Origin of the sequence: Collinsella sp. MSK.8.10, from assembly GCF_019041915.1 — a bacterium.
In the GTDB taxonomy this organism is placed as follows: domain Bacteria; phylum Actinomycetota; class Coriobacteriia; order Coriobacteriales; family Coriobacteriaceae; genus Collinsella.
Map to the genome: position 1 here is coordinate 211468 of NZ_JAHPYF010000002.1, position 20622 is coordinate 232089.

The window sequence follows — 20622 nt, forward strand, 5'->3', positions numbered from 1 at the left end:
GTCCAAATGTTACAGATCAAGACAGAGGGGGATTTCCGTTCAGTCCAAACCAAATCTCTCGGTCTTCCTGCAATTTCGAACATGTGGCCTATAATGTTGCTTTGGTTACGCTATATATTGCGCAGCCATTTAATACGTCGCCCACCGGGGCCATTAATTCCTATCGCCATATTGGCTAGGAAGCAATCAAAGGAGGTATCCGTGGCAGCAGAGACGCCTTGCTCGGTCCTCTATAACGATATTCGCTCGTTCGGCGGTCTTAAACATCTCGAGATCGCCCGAATGCTCATCAATGGAAACTCTTATCTCGGCAGTACCCTGCTCGAGAAATGCTCTTCCAACCGCTCGTATCTCACCCGTTACATCGTCCATCGCAAGCCTGACCAGTGCGCGCCCGCCATCTACAGCGACTTTACCGTCACCACGCTCAACCTTTCCGCGGCAATCTGCAGCAAGCTCGGCGGCGGCGAGTCCGCCTATCGGGCAATCGCCGAGCACTATCGCGGTCCGGCCGCCGACGAAATGATGTCGGCTCTCGCCAGCTACAAGCTGGACAGCCGCCTATATGCAAATGCCCTCAATCGCATCGACAACTTTGACGGCAATGCCGTGCGCGAAAAAAGCACGCTCTTCTTGATGCTCTTTGTGGCAACGGGGGCGCTCGCCGATCCCGTTCAGGGCGTGGCCACCGTCGAGCGCTTTTGCGACAGCAAGACGGGCGAGCACTTTGGCACCACCGAAACTACCGTCGGACGTGGCTTTATGAGCAGCCTGGAGCAGCCGCGCACCGTCGCCCCCAACCTCGGTCTGCTCAGAACCCATGCCGACAACTGCGCCGGCATGCAAATCCATCCCCTCACACGCGATCCGCGCGGCACCGTGATTGGTTCTTTGCCCAAAACCTCGCTCAGCATCACCGATGTGGGCGCCGACGCATCGCGCGAGCATCTTCGCATTTGGCTTGAGGGTGAGCACTGGTACGCCCAGGGCCTTGGATCGACCAACGGCACAGTGCTCGAATCGGGCGCGGGCGACGGCGATATTGTGATTGAGCCGCCGCGCGACCAACGCGAGCCCGGCAAAGTCTATCCCCCCGTGGAAATCGCCAACAGCGACAGGCTCCATCTGGGTCTCTACACGACATTCCTTGTCATTGTGGACTAGCACGGACAGCGATCGGAAGACGGTCGCCGTCCGTCTTGCGTCTTCTGCCTTCTGCGTCGTAAACGACAATGCTCAGCGGTATACGTGGGCAGTGCGACTATCATGGTACTTTACCGATATCCGCACTGCTCGCGTATACGTGCGGCAACCCATGCCAGACAAAGGAACGCCATGGATACTACCGATAGCGCCTATGGCGACAAACTCGTCCGTCTCGATACGTTCGATACCGCCGTGGCGGTCGACCCCAGCGCCGAGGACGACGCCAAACGCCGGTTTATGACACTTATTCTCCAGACGGCCCACCGCAACAACGGCAACATCGGGCACGTGCTGCGCGCGACCAACACGAGCGGCGAGGTCTTTGCCGTCAAGCTGCTCAAGGACAACGTCATTCTCTCTGGCCAAGCCCCCGACCGCTCCGCCGAGCAATCGGCCGCGCACCTGGCCAACACCGCTGCGCTGTTTGAGGAGTACCGTCATCTGTGTACCGTCTCGCACCTGCGCGGATTTCCGCGCGTCTATGGCTACGGATCGTGCGAGGATGACCCGCTCATCCTCATGGAGTGGGTCGAGGGCACCTCACTCAAGCAGGCGCTGCCCCTGCTTCCTCACGACGCCTCGGGCGGGCTGACCACCCAGATGGTCGCCGCCGTCGGAAACGCCGTGCTTCGTGCGCTCTTGATGACCCAAGGCCTCGTGAATCCGGTCGTCCATCGCGACCTTTCGCCTGCCAATATCATGTTCCGCACCACCAGCCGAACGCTCGAGCAGCAGATTGCCGATTGCTCCTTTGACCCCTGCCTCATCGACATGGGCTCCGCGACCATGGCTCTCGGCGACGACACGATCACCCGGTGCGCCGACATCTGGCGCTTTGCCACGCCCGCATACGCCGCGCCCGAGATGCTCACGCAGGATATCGAAGGCATCGCGGCCCTTCGCCGTTCGCCGGCAATCGACGTCTATGCGCTTTCGAGCATTCTGTACCAGCTCTACAGCGGTCGCAAACCGTTTGACTTTGAGTCGACGGACGCCGCTGCAACCGGCTCGTTCTATCTCGTAAAGACCAAGACCAAGCCGGCACCGCTCGAGCCGCGCTGCGAGGGCGATGAAGCGCTCGTCCAAATCATCATGAAGGGTCTCTCAGTCGAGCAGTGCGATCGTCCCACCGAGCAGCAGATGCTCGAGGTGCTCTCGGCATACCTCACCGATGCCGAATCCGAGGGCCGCGAAGGCACAGGAGACGAGGCCGCGATTGATATCGATTCTGGCACGCACCTTAAGGTCGACGTCGCCGGCGAGCGCGCACGAGAGATCCTGAATCAGGCCCGTCACGATGCCATGACCCGCCGCCGCTTTATTATCGGCGGCGCTATCGCAGCCGTTGCGGGGCTCAGCGTTATCGGGGCGGCAACCCATGGCTTTGGCATCCCCGACTACCTTGACGGCATCCGCGGTTCACTTGACGACTACACCTGGGATCAGCTGCAGGAGATTTCGCTCAAGATTAAGGCCGCCGAGGCCCGTAGCGAGGCACGCGAGATTGCCAAGCGCTATCATCTGCTCGATGCCGATGGGCATATCCCCTATCCGTGTACCAAGCGTGTCACGCTCACCAACGGGCTGCAGGTTGGCGCGCAGCTTGTGGGCATCCGCCACGATGAGCTTCTGGACGGGACGGGCAAGGCCGGACTAACGTTTATGTTCGATGCGGGTATTGCCGAGCGCAACGCTGCGGCTGAACCGCCGAGCGCCGGCTGGGCAGATTGCGAGCTGCGGGAATGGCTCAACGGCGACGGCCTTAAGCTGCTGCCCAACGAGTTGCGCGCACTCATTAAAGGGGTCAAGAAGGTCTCGAACAATGTGGGCACCGCCAACAGCGCATCGTGCCTGAGCGAGTTGCCCGCAACCCTTTGGCTGCCCGCCATGGTCGAGCTGTGCGGTACGCAACCGCCCGATTCGTTTACCGAGGACTATCACTACCTGGCAGACATCTACAACGGCGAGGGCAAGGAGTATCAGCTCTTCCGCGAGCTCAAGGTAAGCCCGTATTCCACGAACGAGACGATGGTCCGCCAGTGGAAGGGCAAGGACACCTGTTGGTGGGAGCGCACGGTAAGCCCCGACACATCGGAGAGCGAAGGCACGCTCTATATGAACCGCGTGGGGCACGACGGCGACGTCTTTACGTACGCAACGCCTGCGGAAAAGCCAAACAAGCTAACCTGTGTGATTCCCGGGTTCTGTATCTAGGCGGCGGGCGTCTTGCCGTGACGAGACCCCACCCCGGCAATTGTCTTGATCTGTAACAGTTAGAGGTCATTTTCCCTGCTAGATATTACAGATTGAGATGATTGGTTGGGACGGTCCATCGGCCAACCATCCATCCTCATCTGTAACGAAATCTCATATATTATTTCTGTACTGGACACCCCCAGGGGGTATGGGTGTATAGTATCGGTAGGTTAACATTTCCAACACTACACCATAGAAAGGAGAAGCCATGGCTCAAGATAAGTTTGACGTGGGCGGCATGACGTGCGCCGCTTGCCAGGCGCACGTGGACCGCGCCGTCAGCAAGCTTGACGGCGTCCAAAGCGTCGCGGTCAACCTGCTCGCCGGTTCCATGATGGTCGACTATGACCCCGCGCAGGTCTCCCCCGACGATATCTGCACCGCCGTTGACCGCGCGGGCTACTCGGCCTCGCCCGTCAGTACGGGCACCGAAGCCGCCCCAAACGGCAGCGCGCAAGCCAGGTCAGGCGCCGCTCATATGGAGTCGCCTACCAAAAAGTTGGAGGCCACCGCCTCCGCCATGCGCACCCGTCTCATCATCTCAATCATCTTTCTCATCCCACTGTTCTACATAGGCATGGGGCACATGCTCGGTTGGCCACTGCCCGGCGTCTTCACCGACCACACCCACAGCATGACGCTCGCGCTCACCGAGCTCGTCCTGCTCATTCCCATCGTCTACGTCAACGACGCATACTTTATCAACGGGTTTAAATCGCTTACGCACGGCGCGCCTACCATGGACGCCCTTATTGCCGTGGGCGCCACTGCTTCCATCGCCTGGTCGCTCTACGCCATGTTCATCATGGCCGACCAGCTAGCCGCGGGTCAGGTCCACGAGGCCATGATGACGAGCATGGACAATCTGTATTTTGAGAGCGCAGGCACGATCCTGTCGCTCGTCACCGTGGGCAAATACCTCGAGACGCGCAGCAAGTCCAAGACCGGCGGCGCAATCGAGGCGCTGATCGACCTAGCGCCCAAGACCGCGACCGTCGTGGCAGAGGACGGCAGCGAGGCCACTGTGGACGTCGACGCCATCCTACCCGGTCAGGTGCTGCGCGTGCGCCCCGGCGAGTCCATCCCCGTCGATGGAGTGGTGCTCGAGGGCTCGTCGGCCGTGGACGAGAGCGCGCTCACCGGCGAGTCCATCCCCGTGGAGAAGACCGCCGGCGACACTGTCAATGCGGCCACGGTCAACCGCACGGGCTCGTTTACCTTCCGTGCCACACGCGTGGGCGCTGACACGTCACTCGCCAAGATTATCCAGCTCGTCGAGGACGCCAACGCCACCAAGGCGCCCATCGCCCGCATGGCCGACAAAGTCGCCGGCGTGTTCGTGCCCGTGGTGTTCGTGATCTCGGCTGTGACCTTTGCGGTGTGGATGGCACTGACCGGCAGCATAAACGAGGCGCTCACCTCCGCCGTCGCTGTGCTGGTGATCAGCTGCCCGTGCGCGCTGGGCCTGGCCACGCCCGTCGCCATTATGGTCGGCACCGGCAAGGGCGCCGAGATGGGCATTCTGTTTAAGAGCGCCGAGGCGCTGGAGAACCTGCGCAGCGTGGGCACCGTGGTGCTCGATAAGACGGGCACGGTCACCCGCGGCAAGCCTGCCGTGACCGATATCGTGGTAGCCACGCGCGCTGACGGCTCGCCCGCTATGAGCGAAAAGGCGCTGCTCAAGTTGGCCGCCGCGTTGGAGCGCTCGAGCGAGCACCCGCTGGCCGAGGCGATTATGGCCGAGTGCGAGACGCGAGGGATTGTCGCGCGCGCCGTCGAGGACTTTGCCGCCGTGCCCGGGCGAGGCGTTACGGCGCGCGAGGGGCAAAACGCCATTGCCGCCGGCAATATGCGCCTGATGAACGAGCTGGGCGCGAAGGTGCCCGCGGGTCTTGCCGAACAGTTCGCCGCCGAGGGCAAGACGCCGCTGTTCTTTGCCAAGAACGGCGAGCTCGCCGGCACCATTGCCGTGGCTGACGAGGTCAAGGAAACGAGTGCCGGAGCCATCGCCGCACTGCGCTCGCTTGGCGTCGACGTGCGCATGCTCACCGGCGACAACCGAGTCACCGCCGAAGCAATCGCCCGCCGCGTGGGGCTGAGCAGCGAACAGGTCATCGCCGACGTCCTCCCCGCCGACAAGGAGCACCACGTACGCGAGCTGCAGGATGCGGGCAGCAAGGTCGCCATGGTGGGCGACGGTATCAATGACTCCCCCGCCCTGGCGCGCGCCGACGTGGGCCTTGCTATCGGCACCGGCGCAGACATCGCCAAGGAGGGCGCCGACGTGGTACTCATGCGCAGCGACCTCATGGACGTCGCCCGTGCCATCGAGCTGTCGCGCGCCACAATTCGCAACATCAAGCAGGACCTGTTCTGGGCGCTGTTCTACAACGGCATCGGCATTCCGCTGGCGGCGGGCGTGTTCTTCCCCCTCATCGGTTGGCAGCTCTCGCCGATGTTTGGCGCCGCGGCCATGAGCCTGTCGAGTGTCTGCGTCGTAAGCAATGCGCTGCGCTTAAAATCCTTTAAGCCAAAAGTGGCAAAATAGGCTCACCATTAAGTCCATCTAGAACGGGTTTTCCAGACGCCCGAGATTGACCCGAAAGAGGAGCGACGCGCACTTTGGTACGCGAGCGACGGCTTGAAGGTCAAGGTCGGGTGCCTGGGAAAGCCGACACAACAGGGAGGAATACCCATGCGTTACACAATCAAGACTTCCGGCCTCATGTGCGGCCATTGCGACGCCACCGTCGAGACGGCGTTGCTCAACGTGGCCGGCGTGACCGACGCCGACGCCGATCACGAGACCCAGACTGTCCAGGTGGAGTGCGCCGACACCGTGACCGCCGAGCAGCTCGCCGCCGCCGTCGAGGGCGCCGGCGAGAAATTCCATGCCCTGTCCGTAACCGCCGCGTAGCAGGCGCCACCTACTCCATCCTCAGAAGTTGCGGTGAAATACGGACTGTTGTGCCGCCCTAGGCCTTTAAACGGTCCGTATTTCACCGCAACTGACGGGGACATCCGGAAAATCGACCAGAAACGAGGACCCGCCATGATGGCAGACCATAAATCGGTGACCCGCATGCTCAAGACGGCACGCGGCCAGATCGACGGCATCCTACGGATGGTCGAGGAGGACCGTTACTGCGTCGACATCTCCACGCAGCTCATGGCAACACAGGCGCTCCTCGCGCGCATCAACGCCGACGTGCTCAAGGCGCATATCGAGGGCTGCGTGACTTCGGCAATCGAATCGGGCGACGAGGACCTCAAAGCCGCCAAGCTCGCCGAGATCGAACGCGTCGTCGACAAGCTCTCCAAGTAATTGGGGCATTGGGGACAGACTTCTTTGCACCGTCTTGGTATTCCGAGGACAGGTATGTTTGCACCACATTGGTGCAAACATACCTGTCCCCCTTGCTCTAAATCGGGTATAAAGGCGTGCAGCATATCGAACGAAAGGCAATTTGCATGAATGACTTTATGAAGGGCCGCAATGGCGCCGATGAACTCACCATCGTGATGGGTTTTGCCGGCATCGTCATCGCGATGATCGGATCGATAGCCCGCATCCAGTGGCTCAGCTGGATTGCCATCGCCGTCATCGTGATTGGCGTGCTGCGCGGCCTGTCCAAAAATATCGATGCACGTCGCAAGGAGAACGAGGCCTTTGTAGCCGCGACCGCCAATGTTCCCGGCTTGGGCAAGTTCGTCGCCAGCTTGGGCGGCGGCGCTGCAGCGGCCAGCACCTCACGCGCAGCCGGCACCAGCAAGGAAGACTTTGAGCGTGCCAAGCGCACGGCCAAGAAGATGTGGAAGGGTCGCAAGACCACGGCATACCTCAAGTGCCCCAACTGCGGCCAGATGCTCTCCGTCCCCAAGGGCAAGGGCAAGATCCGCGTCACCTGCCCCAAGTGCCACGCCAAGATGGAAACCCGCTCCTAGCGCCCGCACGCGGGACAAATAAATCAGGTTTGTTTGTCCCAAATCTTAAGTATTTGTTCGATAAAAAAGCCGAGGCCTCGTGTTGAGACCTCGGCTTTTTGTATGCGGCAACGGAGCTGTCCCTTTGTCTCGTCTACGCCACGCCGTCGCGGGCGAGCTCCTCGGCCAGTGCCTCGGCCGGCATTGCCATAATCGTGTCGAGTTCGGCGTCCACCTCGGGAATACGCTTCACCTTGAGTTTGCGTACCAGATCGCCACGACACATCACGTGTATCGGCTCACGCAGAGCGCACAGGTCATCCAGAGGGCTCTCGCGCGTCACCAAAATGTCGGCCGCCTTGCCGCACTCGATTGTGCCAGTCTCGCCGTCCAGCCCCAGCAGCTCGGCGTTGACTTGCGTAGCCGTATGCAGTGCGAAGGCGTTGCTCACGCCGACATGCTTGGCAAAATAGGCCACCTCACGCCACATGTCGTACTGCGTCACGAACGGGCAGCTCGAGTCCGTGCCCAGGCCCACCTTAACGCCAGCTTCCAGTGCGGCACGAGCACTCTCGATAATGCCCGAGCACACGATGTCACCGTTCTTCTTTTGCGTGTCGGTCGAATGGGTCTTTTCCGGATCGAGCAACACAAACGGCAGCGCCGGGCTGATAGTGCAGGTCACACTCGGCGCACGTCCCTCGAGCTGCGTACCCGCGGCGCCGCGGTACAGTTCCAGGATCTCGGGCGTCAACGGAGCGCCGTGCTCAATCGTGTCAACTCCGGCCTGAAGCGCGGCCTTCACACCTTCGGTGCTCTCGACATGCGCCATGACAGGAAGGCCAACCTCGTGCGCCGCCTTGCACGCCGCCGCGGCAACCTCCACCGGCATACGCAGCACGCCCGGCTCGCCCACCTCGGTCGCGTCGAACACACCGCCCGTTACGAACAGCTTAATGACGTCGGCACCGCGCGCATACAGGTCACGCACCTGTTCGGCTGCCTCGGCGGGACTGTTGGCCACCTGGGCGAACAAGCCTGCACCATGGCCGCCCGGCACCGTGACGCCCGTTCCCGGCGCCACCAGGCGAGGACCTTGATACTTGCCGGCATCGATAGCATCGCGCACGGCAAGATCGGCAAACAGCGGGTCGCCCGCGCCGCGCACCGTGGTCACGCCACTTGCCAGCTGTTGTTGGGCGCTGCCCTTAAGAATGTGGCGCACGATGGCGCGCCCCACGGGATTATCGAGCTTTTTCATCAGCGCACCCGCATCGCCCGCCGAAACCGGCTTGCCCGAACCGCACAGATGCACATGCATATTGATGAGGCCTGGCATGAGATACGCCCCTGCCAGATCGATGACCTCGGCACCTGCAGGCGCCTGCGCCACAGCACTCGGCCCCATCCACGTGATGACACCGCGCTCAACGGCCACGGCCATGTCGGGCTGCGGCTCCATATGTTCCGAACCATCCAGGACGGTCGCATTGATAAACAACGTGGAACGATCGGCAGACGCCATATCGAGCTCCTCCCCCTCAGAAAACTTGAACATCTGTCCATTATTATCCAGTGTAGCCCGATTGCCACAGACATATCGGTTAACGGAGGGAAGAGGGGATGTGGGGGACGGAATACGTTGCAGTCCCACCCCAGCAACATCAGGGGAATGTCTCGATCTGTAACAGATACAGGGTTATTGGGCCCCTTGATGTTACAGATCGAGACATTCGGTCGACGTTTCACCGGTTTGTCTCGATCTGTAACAATTACGAACTCAAACAACTTCTAAACGTTACAGATCGAGACAAAACCTCTCAGCGCCCATACCACTGACGTCTCCACTCCTCAGCCAAATCGGGCCGTCGCGGAATACCCGCCAACCTCATCTTCTCAACCAGCTTCCCCGGATTCTTGAGCTCATCAAACGTAAACCGAAGCACCTTGTGCCCGAGCATTGTCAGATGAGACTCCCGTTGACGTTCTGCCACGAATGGGTCGACCGACTCCCGGCCCTCGCCGTTCTGCAAGGTGTACTTCACCTTTCCGTCGAGCTCGCCGATGACACACGTCCCGTCCTCGAGCCGCCAAAAATAATCGATCCGAAACACCTGGCTCGAATCGAGCGGATCGCGAAACTCCACCTGCAACTCCGGAACCGGAAAGCCGTATGCAATAAAGAACGCTCGAAACCGAGACTCGCCACCGTTTTCGGACATCCCGTCCGCATACGACGCAATCACCTGTGCCCTGCGATACCCTCGCCTGCCCTCGCAATCGGCGCGGAGGCGCTCGCACAAATCCCCACGTGAAACGCCTTTCGCCCGCAGTGCAGAATCGGCAATCGCCAACCCGTAGGAGAACGGCGCACGAAGCAAGCAATCCTCCACCGTGCGCCAAAATGACGTCACCTGCACGCCATCAACACGCTCGAGCGCGCCCGCCATCTGCAGACGCAACAACCTGCACCCGCTGTTCAACGTCATCGAACAGCCCGTCTTAACAAGAAAACGCGGCCCGAGCAGATCATTCGGCACCTCCAAACCCCACAAAAGCGCCGCGTCATAGCCCCAAAACGCCCAATCGGGATGAAATTCCGCAAGCCCTTTGATAGTCCTCAGCGCTCGCTCCGCCGGCGTCAATGCATCCCAATCATGCTGAAAACAGAACAGGTACGGCTCGGGCTCCGCGATATCGTCGGTTCCAACATGGCGTCGCAGCCACATGAGCTCGGTATTGTCATGCGTTGCGAGCAGCGCACCCTGCTTGGCCGTCTCCGTGAGACGCGCGAGCATCCTGTTCCGCGCCAGCGTGTTGCGAGTCGTATGCTTGTGTTTGAGAACGGTATTAGACACTTTCATCACCACCACGTCAGACAAATGGACCATCGTCACCGTTGCCTCCGCTGACAAATGTCTTGATCTGTAACAGGAAGACAGTCTTTGAGCCTCTAGTTGTTACAGAACAAGATCTTTCGGCACCGCGTCCAGCCTTTGTCTCGATCTGTAACAGGTAGAACGATTTTTGGTCCTTTCCCGTTACAGAACAAGATCTTTCGGCAGCCGCCAACCTTCCGTCTCAATCTGTAACAGTTACGGGCCCAAACAGCCGCCAAACGTTACAGATTGAGACAAAGTCAGGGCTGTAGGGCGGCACCAATCACATCCCCTACTCCCATTCTTGTTCGTAGATGTTGAGGGACTTTACGTAGCGCCCCTGGGCACCCATGATGTCGCGGACCAGGCGCAAAAAGAAGCTGATGCACGAGGTATCAAAGCCGTCCCGCAGGTCCTCCGGATGCACCGCGCCCGGCCCATCGATCGCCGTATCGCTCAGGCGCGCTATGTCGTAGAGGTAGAGCTGCCCCGCCGTCAGCCAGATATCGTCGACGCAGGCGAGGCGCACCGCAATCGCACCGTCGCTCCAATGCTCCTTTTGCACGATATGCGGGTCGTAGGCATCAAAGCGACGGTCGGTGCGCGTATCCTTCAGCGCAACCATGCCGTTCGCAGGATCCTTGTCCAAAATGCCAAAGCGCGAGAAATACTGTGTGTCGCGCACCTGCTCGAGCCGCTTGAGCGAGGCAGGCGAAAGCGATGCCGGCGGCTCATCAACATACAGCTCGAGCAGCGTCTTGCCATGGCGATAGGGGCGCTCGAAGAGCAGCCAATCGGTAAATGCCATGTTGTAGGCCATGATTTCGTTTTGGGAAGGCTCGGTGCAATAGCCGAGCCACGGGTCGACAATGATCTCGAACTGCTCGCGCGCCGGCTCCAAAAACTGAAACTTCCGCAGCATCCAAAAATGGGCCATGTCGGCAATATCGTTGCCGACGGCTTCAGCCAGATGTGCTCGGTCTAAAACGTGATCAGTCACGGCATCCTCCTCAAACTGATGAACCTCAATTTGAGCTTACGAGGAGGGTGGGCAGCCACTGTTGGCACGGACAAAATAGGCCTCCGGCTGCAAACCAACTGCTGACCAAACACTTGACGGGATGCTTGACCGAAAATGCGCACCGCAAAGAAACGGCAGGTAGATATAGACAGCTGACCCGCCATTTTGAGCCAGATGCCCGCTGCCACCACAGAAACAGCAGAGCACCACAGTCGCAAACGTCGACGAATGAATACTTGTACGTCGACAAATGACAAAGTCGCCCGCAAACCCGCAAGGAGTGTCCCCGAATGCCGGCACATAAGGAACGTCCCTAGCTGCCGGCACTTGGGGACGTTCCTTTTGGGCCGGCCGTTGGGGACAGCCCTTGACGATTCAGCTGTGGACAGCCGCCTTACAGCTCCAGCGCCTCGGCGACTTCGGCAGCGCAGGCCAGGGCGTCGGCCATGGCGCTCACCACGAGCGAGCTGCCGTTGCGGGCATCACCCGCCACATACACCGGCGCGGCATCCGCGGCGACACCCTCTGTGCGAGCCGCGAGGTGCGAGCCCTCGGCGGCCATCACAGGCAGCGGACGACCAGCGGTGGCAACAGGCACGCTCACCGCATCGAACACACTGTGCTCCGGGCCCGTGAAGCCGCAGGCGATGAGCACCAGCTGCGCCGGTACCTCGTGCTCGGAGCCCGCGATGCGCTCGGGCTTTCCCGCCGACCAGTCCAGATCGACCACGCGCAGACCCGCAGCCGCACCCTTCTTGTCCAGCAGCACCTCGAGCGTATCCACGCCCCAGGCACGCATCTCGCCACCCATCGCAGCGATAGCCTCCTGCTGGCCGTAGTCGGTCTTCTTAACGTTGGGCCACTGCGGCCAGGGGTTGCTCGCCGCGCGCACATCAGGCGCCGCCGGCAAGAACTCAAACTGGCGCACGCTGCGCGCACCCTGACGTACCGCGGTGCCCACGCAGTCGTTACCGGTATCGCCGCCGCCAATGACCACGACGTCCAGGCCGCGTGCATCGATGACAGGCTCGCCGCCATCGAGCACCGAGACGGTCGAGGCCGTCAGGTAGTCCACGGCATACACCACGCCGGGCGCGTCAATATTCTCAGCAGCCAGTCCACGCGGGGCGCGAGCACCGGCAGCCACCACGACAGCGTCAAAGCCATTGAGCTTGGCCGCCACCGCAGGGTTCGTAACGTCAGCACCCAGCTCAAACACAATGCCCAGCTCGCGCATGAGTGCCACGCGACGCTCGACCACAGACTTCTCGAGCTTCATGTTGGGAATGCCGTACATGAGCAGGCCGCCCGGGCGGTCGTCACGCTCAAATACCGTCACACGGGCACCGCGACGTGCAAGCTCCCATGCAGCCACCAGGCCAGCCGGGCCAGAGCCAATCACAGCGACCGTGGGTGCATCCTCCCCTGCCGGCTCAAAGCGGCGCGGACCGCCATTTGCCCACTCATGGTCGCTGATCGCGCGCTCGTTGTCATGAATCGTCGTGGGCTGGCCATCGACCGAGCCCAGGTTGCATGCGGCCTCGCACAGCGCCGGGCACACGCGGCTCGTGAACTCGGGCATGGGCGAGGTGAGTGACAGGCGCTCGGCAGCCTCATCCCAGCGGCCGCGGTACACCAGCTCGTTCCACTCGGGAATCAAATTGTGCAGCGGGCAGCCGCTCGGACGCGCCTTGCCAAAGCTCGCGCCCATCTGGCAAAACGCCACGCCGCACATCATGCAGCGGCTCGCCTGGGCACGACGCGCGTCGTCGTCGAGCTCCACGTACAGCGGATCGAAATCGCGGCTACGCTCCTCCACGGGGCGCAGCTCATGGGTCACGCGATCGATATCAAGAAAAGCACCGGGCTTACCCATGGCACTTACGCCTCCTTCTTGGTCGAAGCAACAGAGCTGGCAGCCACAGACGCAGCGTCAGCAGCACCGCCCGCCACATCAAAGCGATCGACATCCGCGGCGCTCGCGCGACCGGTCACAATGTCAAACGCCAGCTCCTCGGCCTGCGCATGCGTCTTGCCGACGGCCTCGGCGGCGGCGACAATCGCCAGCACGCGCTCGTACTCGGTCGGAATGACCTTCACAAAGTGCTTGCTCATCGTCTCAAAGCTGTAGAGCAGCTTAATGCCGCGCGGGCTCTGCGTCGCGTCCACGTGCTCCTGGATGAGCTCGCGAATCTGCGCCAGCTCGCCGGCCGTCGGGGCTTTAAGCTCAACGCTCTCGTGGTTCACACGGGCATCGAGCGTGCCGTACTGGTCAAAGACATAGGCCACGCCGCCCGTCATACCGGCGGCGAAGTTCTGCCCGACCTCGCCCAGGATGAGCGCCAGACCACCCGTCATGTACTCGCAGCCATGGTTGCCGCAGCCCTCGACCACCACGGTGGCACCGGAGTTGCGTACGCCAAAGCGCTGGCCTGCCAGGCCGTTAATGAAGCCGCGGCCGCTCGTGGCGCCAAAGAACGCAACGTTGCCCACGATGATGTTCTCATCGAACTTGTAGGTCGCATGCGGGTTGGGGCGCACCGACACCTCGCCGCCCGAAAGGCCCTTGCCAAAGTAGTCGTTGGCGTCGCCGCACACGTTGAGCGTAATGCCGCGCGGCAGGAAGGCGCCAAAGCTCTGGCCGGCCGAACCATCGCAATCGATGGTGATGGAGCCGGCGGGCAGGCCCTCGGGATGCGCCTTGGTCACCGCGTTGCCCAAGATGGTGCCCACGCAGCGGTTGACGTTGGCGATATCGGCGCGGAAGCGAATCGGACGCAGGTGCGCACGGGCATCGGCCGTATAGGGCACAAACAACGTGGAGTCGAGCGTCTTGTCGAGCTCGCTGTCCGCAGCCATCTGGGGCAGGAAGTGACGGCCGTCGGCACCCGGGATGTGGGCACCAAACTCACAGGTCGCGCTTGCCAGCACGGGCGACAGATCCAGCAGGTTAGCCTTGCGGTTGCCCGGGACCTCAATCTGGCGCAAGCACTCGGGATGGCCGACCATCTCGTCGACGGTGCGGAAGCCCAGGCTCGCCATGACCTCGCGCAGTTGCTCGGCAACAAAGAGCATAAAGTGCTCAACGTGCTCGGGCTTGCCGCGGAAGCCGCGACGCAGGCGGCAGTTTTGCGTAGCGATGCCGGCGGGGCAGGTATCCTGCTGGCAGTCGCGCTGCATGAGGCAGCCCATCGAGATGAGCGGCATGGTCGCAAAGCCAAACTCCTCGGCACCCAGCAGGCAGGCGACGGCAACATCGGTGCCGTCCATGAGCTTGCCGTCGGCCTCGAGCACCACGCGCGAGCGCAGGCCGTTTTGCAGCAGCGTCTGCTGGGCCTCGGCAAGACCGAGCTCCAGCGGCAGACCGGCGTGCCAGATAGAGTCGCGCGCAGCGGCACCCGAGCCGCCGTTGTGGCCGCTGATCAAGATCTTGTCGGCAGCACCCTTGGCCACACCGGTGGCGATGGTACCGACGCCGGCCTCGCTGACCAGCTTGACCGACACGCGTGCGCCGGGGTTGGCGTTCTTAAGGTCGAAGATGAGCTCGGCCAGGTCTTCGATAGAGTAGATGTCGTGGTGCGGCGGAGGCGAGATCAGGCCGATGCCGGGCGTGGACTGACGGACCTCGGCGATCCAGGGGTAGACCTTCTTACCGGGCAGGTGTCCACCCTCGCCGGGCTTGGCGCCCTGGGCCATCTTGATCTGAATCTCGAAGGCGCTGCACAGGTAGCGGCTCGTCACGCCAAAGCGCGCACTTGCCACCTGCTTGATGGCGGAGTTCTTGGAGTCACCGTTAGCCAGCGGGGTCTCGCGACGCGGGTCCTCGCCGCCCTCGCCCGAGTTGGAGCGCCCATGCAGGCGATTCATGGCGATGGCCATGCACTCGTGTGCTTCCTTGCTGATGGAGCCGTACGACATGGCGCCGGTGTTAAAGCGGCGGACGATGTTGAGCGCGGGCTCGACCTCGTCGAGCGAAACCGGCGTGCGGCCGCTGGCATTAAAGTCGAGCAAGTCGCGCAGGCGCACGGCACGGCCGGTGCGGTGCAGGCGGGCGCTGTACTCCTTAAAGGTGTCGTAACTGTCCTCACGGCAGGCGGTCTGCAGCAGGTAGACAGTCTGAGGGTCGATCAGGTGATCCTCGCCACCGAGCGGGCGCCACTTGGTCAGACCCAGCGTGGGCAGCTGATCGGGAGCCGGGCTCTCAAGGATAGCGAGCGCGGCGTCGTAGCGCTCGTTTTGCTCGCGCTCAACGTCCTCGACACCCATACCGCCCACACGGCTCACCGTGCCGGCGAAGTACGCGTTGACGAACTCCGGCGTAAAGCCCACAGCCTCGAAGATCTGCGCCGAATGGTAGCTCTGCACCGTGGAGATGCCCATCTTGGACATGATGGAGACGATGCCGGCGGTCGCAGCCTTGTTGTAGTTGGCGATGCCCTGCTCGGCCGTCACGTCCAGGTCGCCGTGTGCCGCCAGATCGCAGATGCAGGCATGTGCGTTGTACGGATAGATGCCGCTCGCGGAGTAGCCCACCAGTGCCGCAAAGTCGTGCGGAGACACGGCATCGCCGCACTCCACCACGATATCGGCAAAGGTGCGCACGCCGGCACGGATCAGGTGGTTGTGCACGCAGCCCACGGCGAGCAGCGACGGCACGGGCACCTCGCCCGCAGCGGCACGGTCGCTCAGCACCACGATGTTCACGCCATCGCGAACCGCAGCCTCGACGTCTTCGGCAAGCTGCTTGAGCGCAGCCTGCAGCGCGCCCTCACCCGCGTCGCGGCGGTACACGGCACGGAACCGGCGGGTCTTAAAGCCCACGCGGTCGATGGCACAGATATGTTCGAACTCTTCCTCGTTGAGCAACGGGCGCTCCAAGCGCACCAGCTGACAGGCCGTGCGGGAATCCTCGAGCAGGTTGCCGTGGTTGCCCAGGTAGAGCGTGGTCGAAGTGACCATATGCTCGCGCAGGGCGTCGATCGGCGGGTTCGTGACCTGGGCGAACAGCTGATAGAAGTAGTCAAAGAACGAACGCGTCTTCTTGGACAGGCAGGCCAGCGGCGCATCGATACCCATCGAGGCGAGCGGGGCCTTGCCCTGCTGGGCCATGGGACGCACGACCTCGTCGACGTCATCCCAGTGGTAGCCGAGCTTGGCCATACGCACGGCGGCGGGCACCTCGGCGTCCTCGGCGGACGTTGCCGAAACGGGCTCATCGAGCGCGTCGACGGTCAGTGTCTCCTCGGCAATCCAATCACGGTAGGGCTTTTCCTTGGCGTAACGGGCGCGCAGCTCGTCATTGTAGATCACGCGGCCGCGGGCAAAATCAACCTCGAGCATCTGACCCGGTCCCAGGCAACCGCTCGTCAGAATGTTCTCGGGGCTCACCTCGATGGTGCCCACCTCGCTCGCCAGCATAAAGCGACCGTCGCGCGTCACATAATAGCGGGCGGGACGCAGGCCGTTACGGTCGAGGGCGGCGCCCAGGGTACGGCCATCGGTAAAGGCGATGGCCGCCGGACCGTCCCACGGCTCCATGAGCATGGACTGGTAGGCGTCGTAGGCGCGGCGCTCCTCGCTCAGACTATCGTTGTGGTCCCACGGCTCAGGCAGCAGCATGGACGCAGCGCGCGTAAGCGGACGGCCGTTCATGACCAAAAACTCGAGCACGTTGTCCAAAATCGCCGAGTCGGAACCCTCGCGGTTGATGATGGGCATCACGCGCTCAAGATCGTGCTGTAACACGGGGCTGTACAGGTTGGGTTCGCGGGCGCGAATCCAGTTGACGTTGCCCTTGAGGGTGTTGATCTCGCCGTTGTGGATGATAAAGCGGTTGGGATGCGCGCGCTCCCAACTGGGCGTGGTGTTGGTGGAGTAGCGCGAGTGGACGAGCGCCACCGCCGTCTTGACGGCGGCGTCGTTGAGGTCTATGAAGAAGCGGCGCATCTGTGTGGCGACCAGCATGCCCTTGTACACGATGGTGCGCGAGCTCATGGAGCACACGTAGAAGATCTTGTCTCGCAGGGCAAACTCGGCGTCGGCCTTCTTCTCGATGGTGCGGCGGCACACGTACAGGCGACGCTCGAAGGCGTCACCCGCCGGCGTGTCGTCCGGACGGCCCAGGAAGGCCTGCAGGATAGTGGGCATGCAGGCACGCGCCGTCTCACCCAGGTCGTGCGGATTGACCGGCACCTCACGCCAAAAGAGCAGCGGCACGCCGGCCTCGGCGCAACCCTCCTCAAACACGCGGCGGGCATCCTCTACGCCCTTGTCGTCCTGCGGGAAGAACAGCATGGCCACGCCATAGTCGCCCTCTGCCGGCAGAATCTGGCCGCACTTTTGGGCCTCTTTTCGAAAAAAGTGATGCGGAACCTGGAACAGGATGCCGGCGCCGTCGCCGGTGTTCTTCTCGAGTCCCGTGCCGCCGCGGTGCTCCAAGTTGACCAGAATGGACAGCGCATCGTCCAGAATCTGGTGATGGCGCTCACCGTTGATATCGGCAAGCGCGCCGATGCCACATGCATCGTGGTCGAATTCGGGGCGATAAAGGCCCTGCTGCTGAGCGGAATCTGCCTGCATCGCGATCCTCCCCTAGATATTTAGACAGTCAGTTGAATAGGCATAGTAGGAGCATCGGGGCATCGTTGTGTTTCCCGCCCGTTTCGAAACAATCGCGTAACGCACACCCTACGAGTGGACACCGCCGACCTCAAGGACGGCAACAAGGGCCCCAAGTTCGACCTGTAAGCTCACCGCTTCAAACATCTCAATCTGTAACAGTAAGACCCAATTTCCATCCCTAGTTGTTACAGATCAAGACATTTCGGCAATCCCCTTTCACCAGCCTATCCAAATACAATAATTTTGTTAGTCTTGGTTAACTGTTTGGCCTAAAACGGGTATCCTTTGCGGAGTCAAACAAACGGCACGCAGGAGCGCACCATGATCAACCATCTCAAACAACACTTTGGCTCCCCGCGCACCGGTGGCCACGGAGGACTCGACATCGCACGGCATATCGGCCCCGGACTGCTCGTGACCGTCGGCTTTATCGACCCGGGCAATTGGGCCTCCAATATGGCCGCGGGCTCGCAGTTTGGCTACGCGCTGCTGTGGATCGTCACGCTGTCCACGATCATGCTCATCGTGCTGCAGCACAACGCGGCGCACTTGGGCATCGCCACGGGTATGTGTCTTGCCGAGGCCACGACGCGCCACCTACCCCGCCTCGTCGGGCGTGCGATACTCGGCAGCGCATATCTAGCCACGATCGCCACCGCCATGGCCGAAGTCCTGGGCGGTGCGATCGCGCTTCAAATGCTCTTTGGGCTGCCCGTGCGCGCGGGCTGCGTCATCGTGGCGACAGTATCGATGGCGATGCTCATGACGAACTCCTACAAGCATGCCGAACGCTGGATCATCGCCTTCGTAGGCGTGGTAGGACTCTCGTTTTTGGCCGAGCTTGCACTAGTCAAGGTCGACTGGCCGCAAGCCGCCGCAAGCTGGATCACGCCTAGTATGCCCACTGGCTCTGCTGCGATTATCGTGAGTGTCCTGGGTGCGGTCGTTATGCCCCACAACCTCTTTCTACACTCCGAGGTCATCCAATCCATGCACTTCGAAGGCCAAGGCGACCAGGTTATCGAAGAGCGTCTGCGCTACGAGCTCTTCGACACGCTCTTTTCGATGGGCGTGGGCTGGGCAATCAACTCAGCCATGGTCATCCTGGCCGCAACGACCTTCTTTGCGCATGGCATGGTCGTAGACGACCTCGCCGTCGCAGCGGCCACGCTCTCCCCCATCTTGGGCCCGGCGAGCTCGACCATCTTTGCGGTAGCGCTGCTGTTCGCGGGACTATCGAGCAGCGTGACAGCGGGCATGGCGGCGGGAACCGTCACTGCGGGCATGTTCGACGAGGAATACGATATCCACGACCGACATTCCTCGATCGGGGTGGCAGCCTGTTTCGTCGGCGCAGTGACGGCGTGCCTGGTCGTCCCAAATCCTTTTGAAGGTCTCATCTGGAGTCAGGCACTGCTGTCGCTTCAGCTACCGATTACGGTCTTTGTGCTCATACGGCTCACCAGTTCACCCCGCGTCATGGGCAAATACGCCAACTCGCGCCCACTCAACGCGCTGCTTGTAGGGATTGGCGCCATCGTGACGATTCTCGATGTCGTGTTGTTGACAGGGATGTAATGGGACGGGGCACCTACCCAGACAAACGTCTCGATCTGTAACAGGAAGACCCGTTTTGAGCCGTTAAACGTTACAGATTGAGACAAAAGGTCGGCCGGACTCACAACAGACAAGATCGGCCAACAGCAACAGTGATCCCTTGGGGGCGGAGGAAAAGGGCCCCGGCCGAGAATTCGACCGGGGCCCTTGGACAGAGCTATGTGTTGCTACAAGCCGTGTGCCGACGAGCTACTCCTCGACGAGCTCAAACTGATCGGGACCGACGCCGCACACCGGGCACACGTAGTCCTCGGGCAGCTCGGGCGTATCGACCTCAACCTCGTAGCCACAAACGATGCACACGAACTTATACGTCTTCTTCTCCTCAGCCATGATGTTCTCCTCTCGAACGCGACTGGTGATGTACTTCATCTATTAGTATAGATTCTCAATAATATAATGCAAGTATTTTTAAAACATTTCTAGCCTTGATACGAGGACGCCTTCGGAGGCGTCTTGCCCTTCAGGACCTTATGGTAGTAATCGTAGGTGAGCGGCGTGTCGTCGCTCAGGCGCTCGGCATCCTCGACCTCGCCGATAAACAGTAGATGCGTGCCCACATCCACGGTATCAATCAAACGGCAGCTAAACAGGGCCGCCGCGTGCTCGGGCACATAGGGCATGCCCAGAGCCGTCTCGCGGGTCTCGTACTTGGCAAACTTGTCGTAATCGCTGCTGGTGCGGAACCCAAAGTTACCGATGTAGAGCATGTCGGCGGTCTGATCGATCACGGTCAGCGCGAACGCTTTGGCCGATGCGATAACGCCCGAGGTGACGTTTTCCTTGTTCACGGCAACCGAAATGCGCGGCGGCATGGACGTCACCTGCACCGCCGTGTTGATGACGCAGCCGGCGCGCAGCCCGTCTGCCGCGGCGCTCACCACGTACAGGCCGCTCGGCATGGTAAAGAACGCAGTTTTGTCCATAACGATCACTCCCCTAGCTCGGGTTGGAACCTCATGGATGTATGTACCCACAAAATGACAGCGCCCATAACGGACGCCGCCTTTGAAACATATGTGTCAGAACAGTAAGAAAGATGAGACACCCGCAGTTGCGGTGAAATAGGGACTGAATAGCCCCTCAAACAGGCAAAAC

14 protein-coding genes are annotated in these 20622 nt (G+C 61.4%); 7 read left to right on the forward strand and 7 right to left on the reverse strand.

Annotated features, from left to right (window positions below):
- Positions 1–201: 201 nt before the first annotated feature.
- The 6 genes from KTF55_RS10135 to KTF55_RS03985 all read left to right on the forward strand — a co-directional run bounded on the left by KTF55_RS10135 (position 202) and on the right by KTF55_RS03985 (position 7407).
- Entirely contained in the window at positions 202–1164 is a 963-nt protein-coding gene (locus KTF55_RS10135; RefSeq protein WP_217108017.1) for an FHA domain-containing protein, read from the forward strand.
- 171 nt (positions 1165–1335) lie between these two features.
- Positions 1336–3420, forward strand: a complete 2085-nt coding sequence (locus tag KTF55_RS03965; protein ID WP_217108018.1) for a DUF6273 domain-containing protein — start codon at positions 1336–1338, stop codon at positions 3418–3420.
- A gap of 250 nt (positions 3421–3670) precedes the next feature.
- Entirely contained in the window at positions 3671–6010 is a 2340-nt protein-coding gene (locus KTF55_RS03970) for a cation-translocating P-type ATPase (RefSeq protein WP_217108019.1), read from the forward strand.
- Positions 6011–6157: 147 nt separating this feature from the next.
- Positions 6158–6379, forward strand: a complete 222-nt coding sequence (locus KTF55_RS03975; RefSeq protein WP_006235338.1) for a heavy-metal-associated domain-containing protein — start codon at positions 6158–6160, stop codon at positions 6377–6379.
- A gap of 135 nt (positions 6380–6514) precedes the next feature.
- Positions 6515–6787 carry a metal-sensing transcriptional repressor gene (locus KTF55_RS03980; protein WP_022094020.1) on the forward strand — a complete coding sequence of 91 codons (273 nt, stop codon included), beginning with the start codon at positions 6515–6517 and terminating at the stop codon, positions 6785–6787.
- A 146-nt stretch (positions 6788–6933) separates the two neighbouring features.
- Entirely contained in the window at positions 6934–7407 is a 474-nt protein-coding gene (locus tag KTF55_RS03985) for a hypothetical protein (RefSeq protein WP_161194483.1), read from the forward strand.
- Positions 7408–7540: 133 nt separating this feature from the next.
- Here KTF55_RS03985 and KTF55_RS03990 read toward each other — a convergent pair whose 3' ends face one another.
- The 5 genes from KTF55_RS03990 to gltB all read right to left on the reverse strand — a co-directional run bounded on the left by KTF55_RS03990 (position 7541) and on the right by gltB (position 17865).
- Positions 7541–8944, reverse strand: a complete 1404-nt coding sequence (locus KTF55_RS03990; protein ID WP_226790547.1) for an amidohydrolase family protein — start codon at positions 8942–8944, stop codon at positions 7541–7543.
- 262 nt (positions 8945–9206) lie between these two features.
- Positions 9207–10283, reverse strand: coding sequence for a hypothetical protein (locus KTF55_RS03995; RefSeq protein WP_217108020.1), 1077 nt, complete (start codon positions 10281–10283; stop codon positions 9207–9209).
- A 274-nt stretch (positions 10284–10557) separates the two neighbouring features.
- Positions 10558–11265, reverse strand: a complete 708-nt coding sequence (locus KTF55_RS04000) for a hypothetical protein (RefSeq protein ID WP_217108021.1) — start codon at positions 11263–11265, stop codon at positions 10558–10560.
- A 415-nt stretch (positions 11266–11680) separates the two neighbouring features.
- Positions 11681–13162 (reverse strand): glutamate synthase subunit beta, encoded by a 1482-nt coding sequence (locus KTF55_RS04005; protein WP_217108022.1) that lies wholly within the window; start codon positions 13160–13162, stop codon positions 11681–11683.
- A gap of 5 nt (positions 13163–13167) precedes the next feature.
- Positions 13168–17865: a glutamate synthase large subunit gene (gene gltB / locus KTF55_RS04010; protein ID WP_217108023.1), complete on the reverse strand. Its 4698-nt coding sequence runs from the start codon at positions 17863–17865 to the stop codon at positions 13168–13170.
- Between the two features lie 363 nt (positions 17866–18228).
- Between gltB and KTF55_RS04015 the strand changes: the two genes are divergently transcribed.
- Complete coding sequence (locus KTF55_RS04015; protein ID WP_217108024.1) at positions 18229–19485, forward strand: Nramp family divalent metal transporter; 1257 nt, start codon at positions 18229–18231, stop codon at positions 19483–19485.
- 228 nt (positions 19486–19713) lie between these two features.
- On the opposite strand, the gene KTF55_RS04020 is transcribed toward KTF55_RS04015, so the two are convergent.
- On the reverse strand, positions 19714–19857 hold the full coding sequence (locus KTF55_RS04020) for a rubredoxin-like domain-containing protein (RefSeq protein WP_117638060.1): 144 nt from the start codon (positions 19855–19857) through the stop codon (positions 19714–19716).
- Between the two features lie 89 nt (positions 19858–19946).
- Positions 19947–20450 (reverse strand): flavin reductase family protein, encoded by a 504-nt coding sequence (locus KTF55_RS04025; protein WP_217108025.1) that lies wholly within the window; start codon positions 20448–20450, stop codon positions 19947–19949.
- Positions 20451–20622 lie beyond the last annotated feature (172 nt).

Coding starts and splice junctions, on each gene's coding strand:
- KTF55_RS03965 (WP_217108018.1), top strand. CDS start 1,336: ATGGATACTACCGATAGCGCCTATGGCGACAAACTCGTCCGTCTCGAT.
- KTF55_RS03970 (WP_217108019.1), top strand. CDS start 3,671: ATGGCTCAAGATAAGTTTGACGTGGGCGGCATGACGTGCGCCGCTTGC.
- KTF55_RS03975 (WP_006235338.1), top strand. CDS start 6,158: ATGCGTTACACAATCAAGACTTCCGGCCTCATGTGCGGCCATTGCGAC.
- KTF55_RS03980 (WP_022094020.1), top strand. CDS start 6,515: ATGATGGCAGACCATAAATCGGTGACCCGCATGCTCAAGACGGCACGC.
- KTF55_RS03985 (WP_161194483.1), top strand. CDS start 6,934: ATGAATGACTTTATGAAGGGCCGCAATGGCGCCGATGAACTCACCATC.
- KTF55_RS03990 (WP_226790547.1), bottom strand. CDS start 8,944: ATGTTCAAGTTTTCTGAGGGGGAGGAGCTCGATATGGCGTCTGCCGAT.
- KTF55_RS04005 (WP_217108022.1), bottom strand. CDS start 13,162: ATGGGTAAGCCCGGTGCTTTTCTTGATATCGATCGCGTGACCCATGAG.
- gltB (WP_217108023.1), bottom strand. CDS start 17,865: ATGCAGGCAGATTCCGCTCAGCAGCAGGGCCTTTATCGCCCCGAATTC.
- KTF55_RS04015 (WP_217108024.1), top strand. CDS start 18,229: ATGATCAACCATCTCAAACAACACTTTGGCTCCCCGCGCACCGGTGGC.
- KTF55_RS04020 (WP_117638060.1), bottom strand. CDS start 19,857: ATGGCTGAGGAGAAGAAGACGTATAAGTTCGTGTGCATCGTTTGTGGC.
- KTF55_RS04025 (WP_217108025.1), bottom strand. CDS start 20,450: ATGGACAAAACTGCGTTCTTTACCATGCCGAGCGGCCTGTACGTGGTG.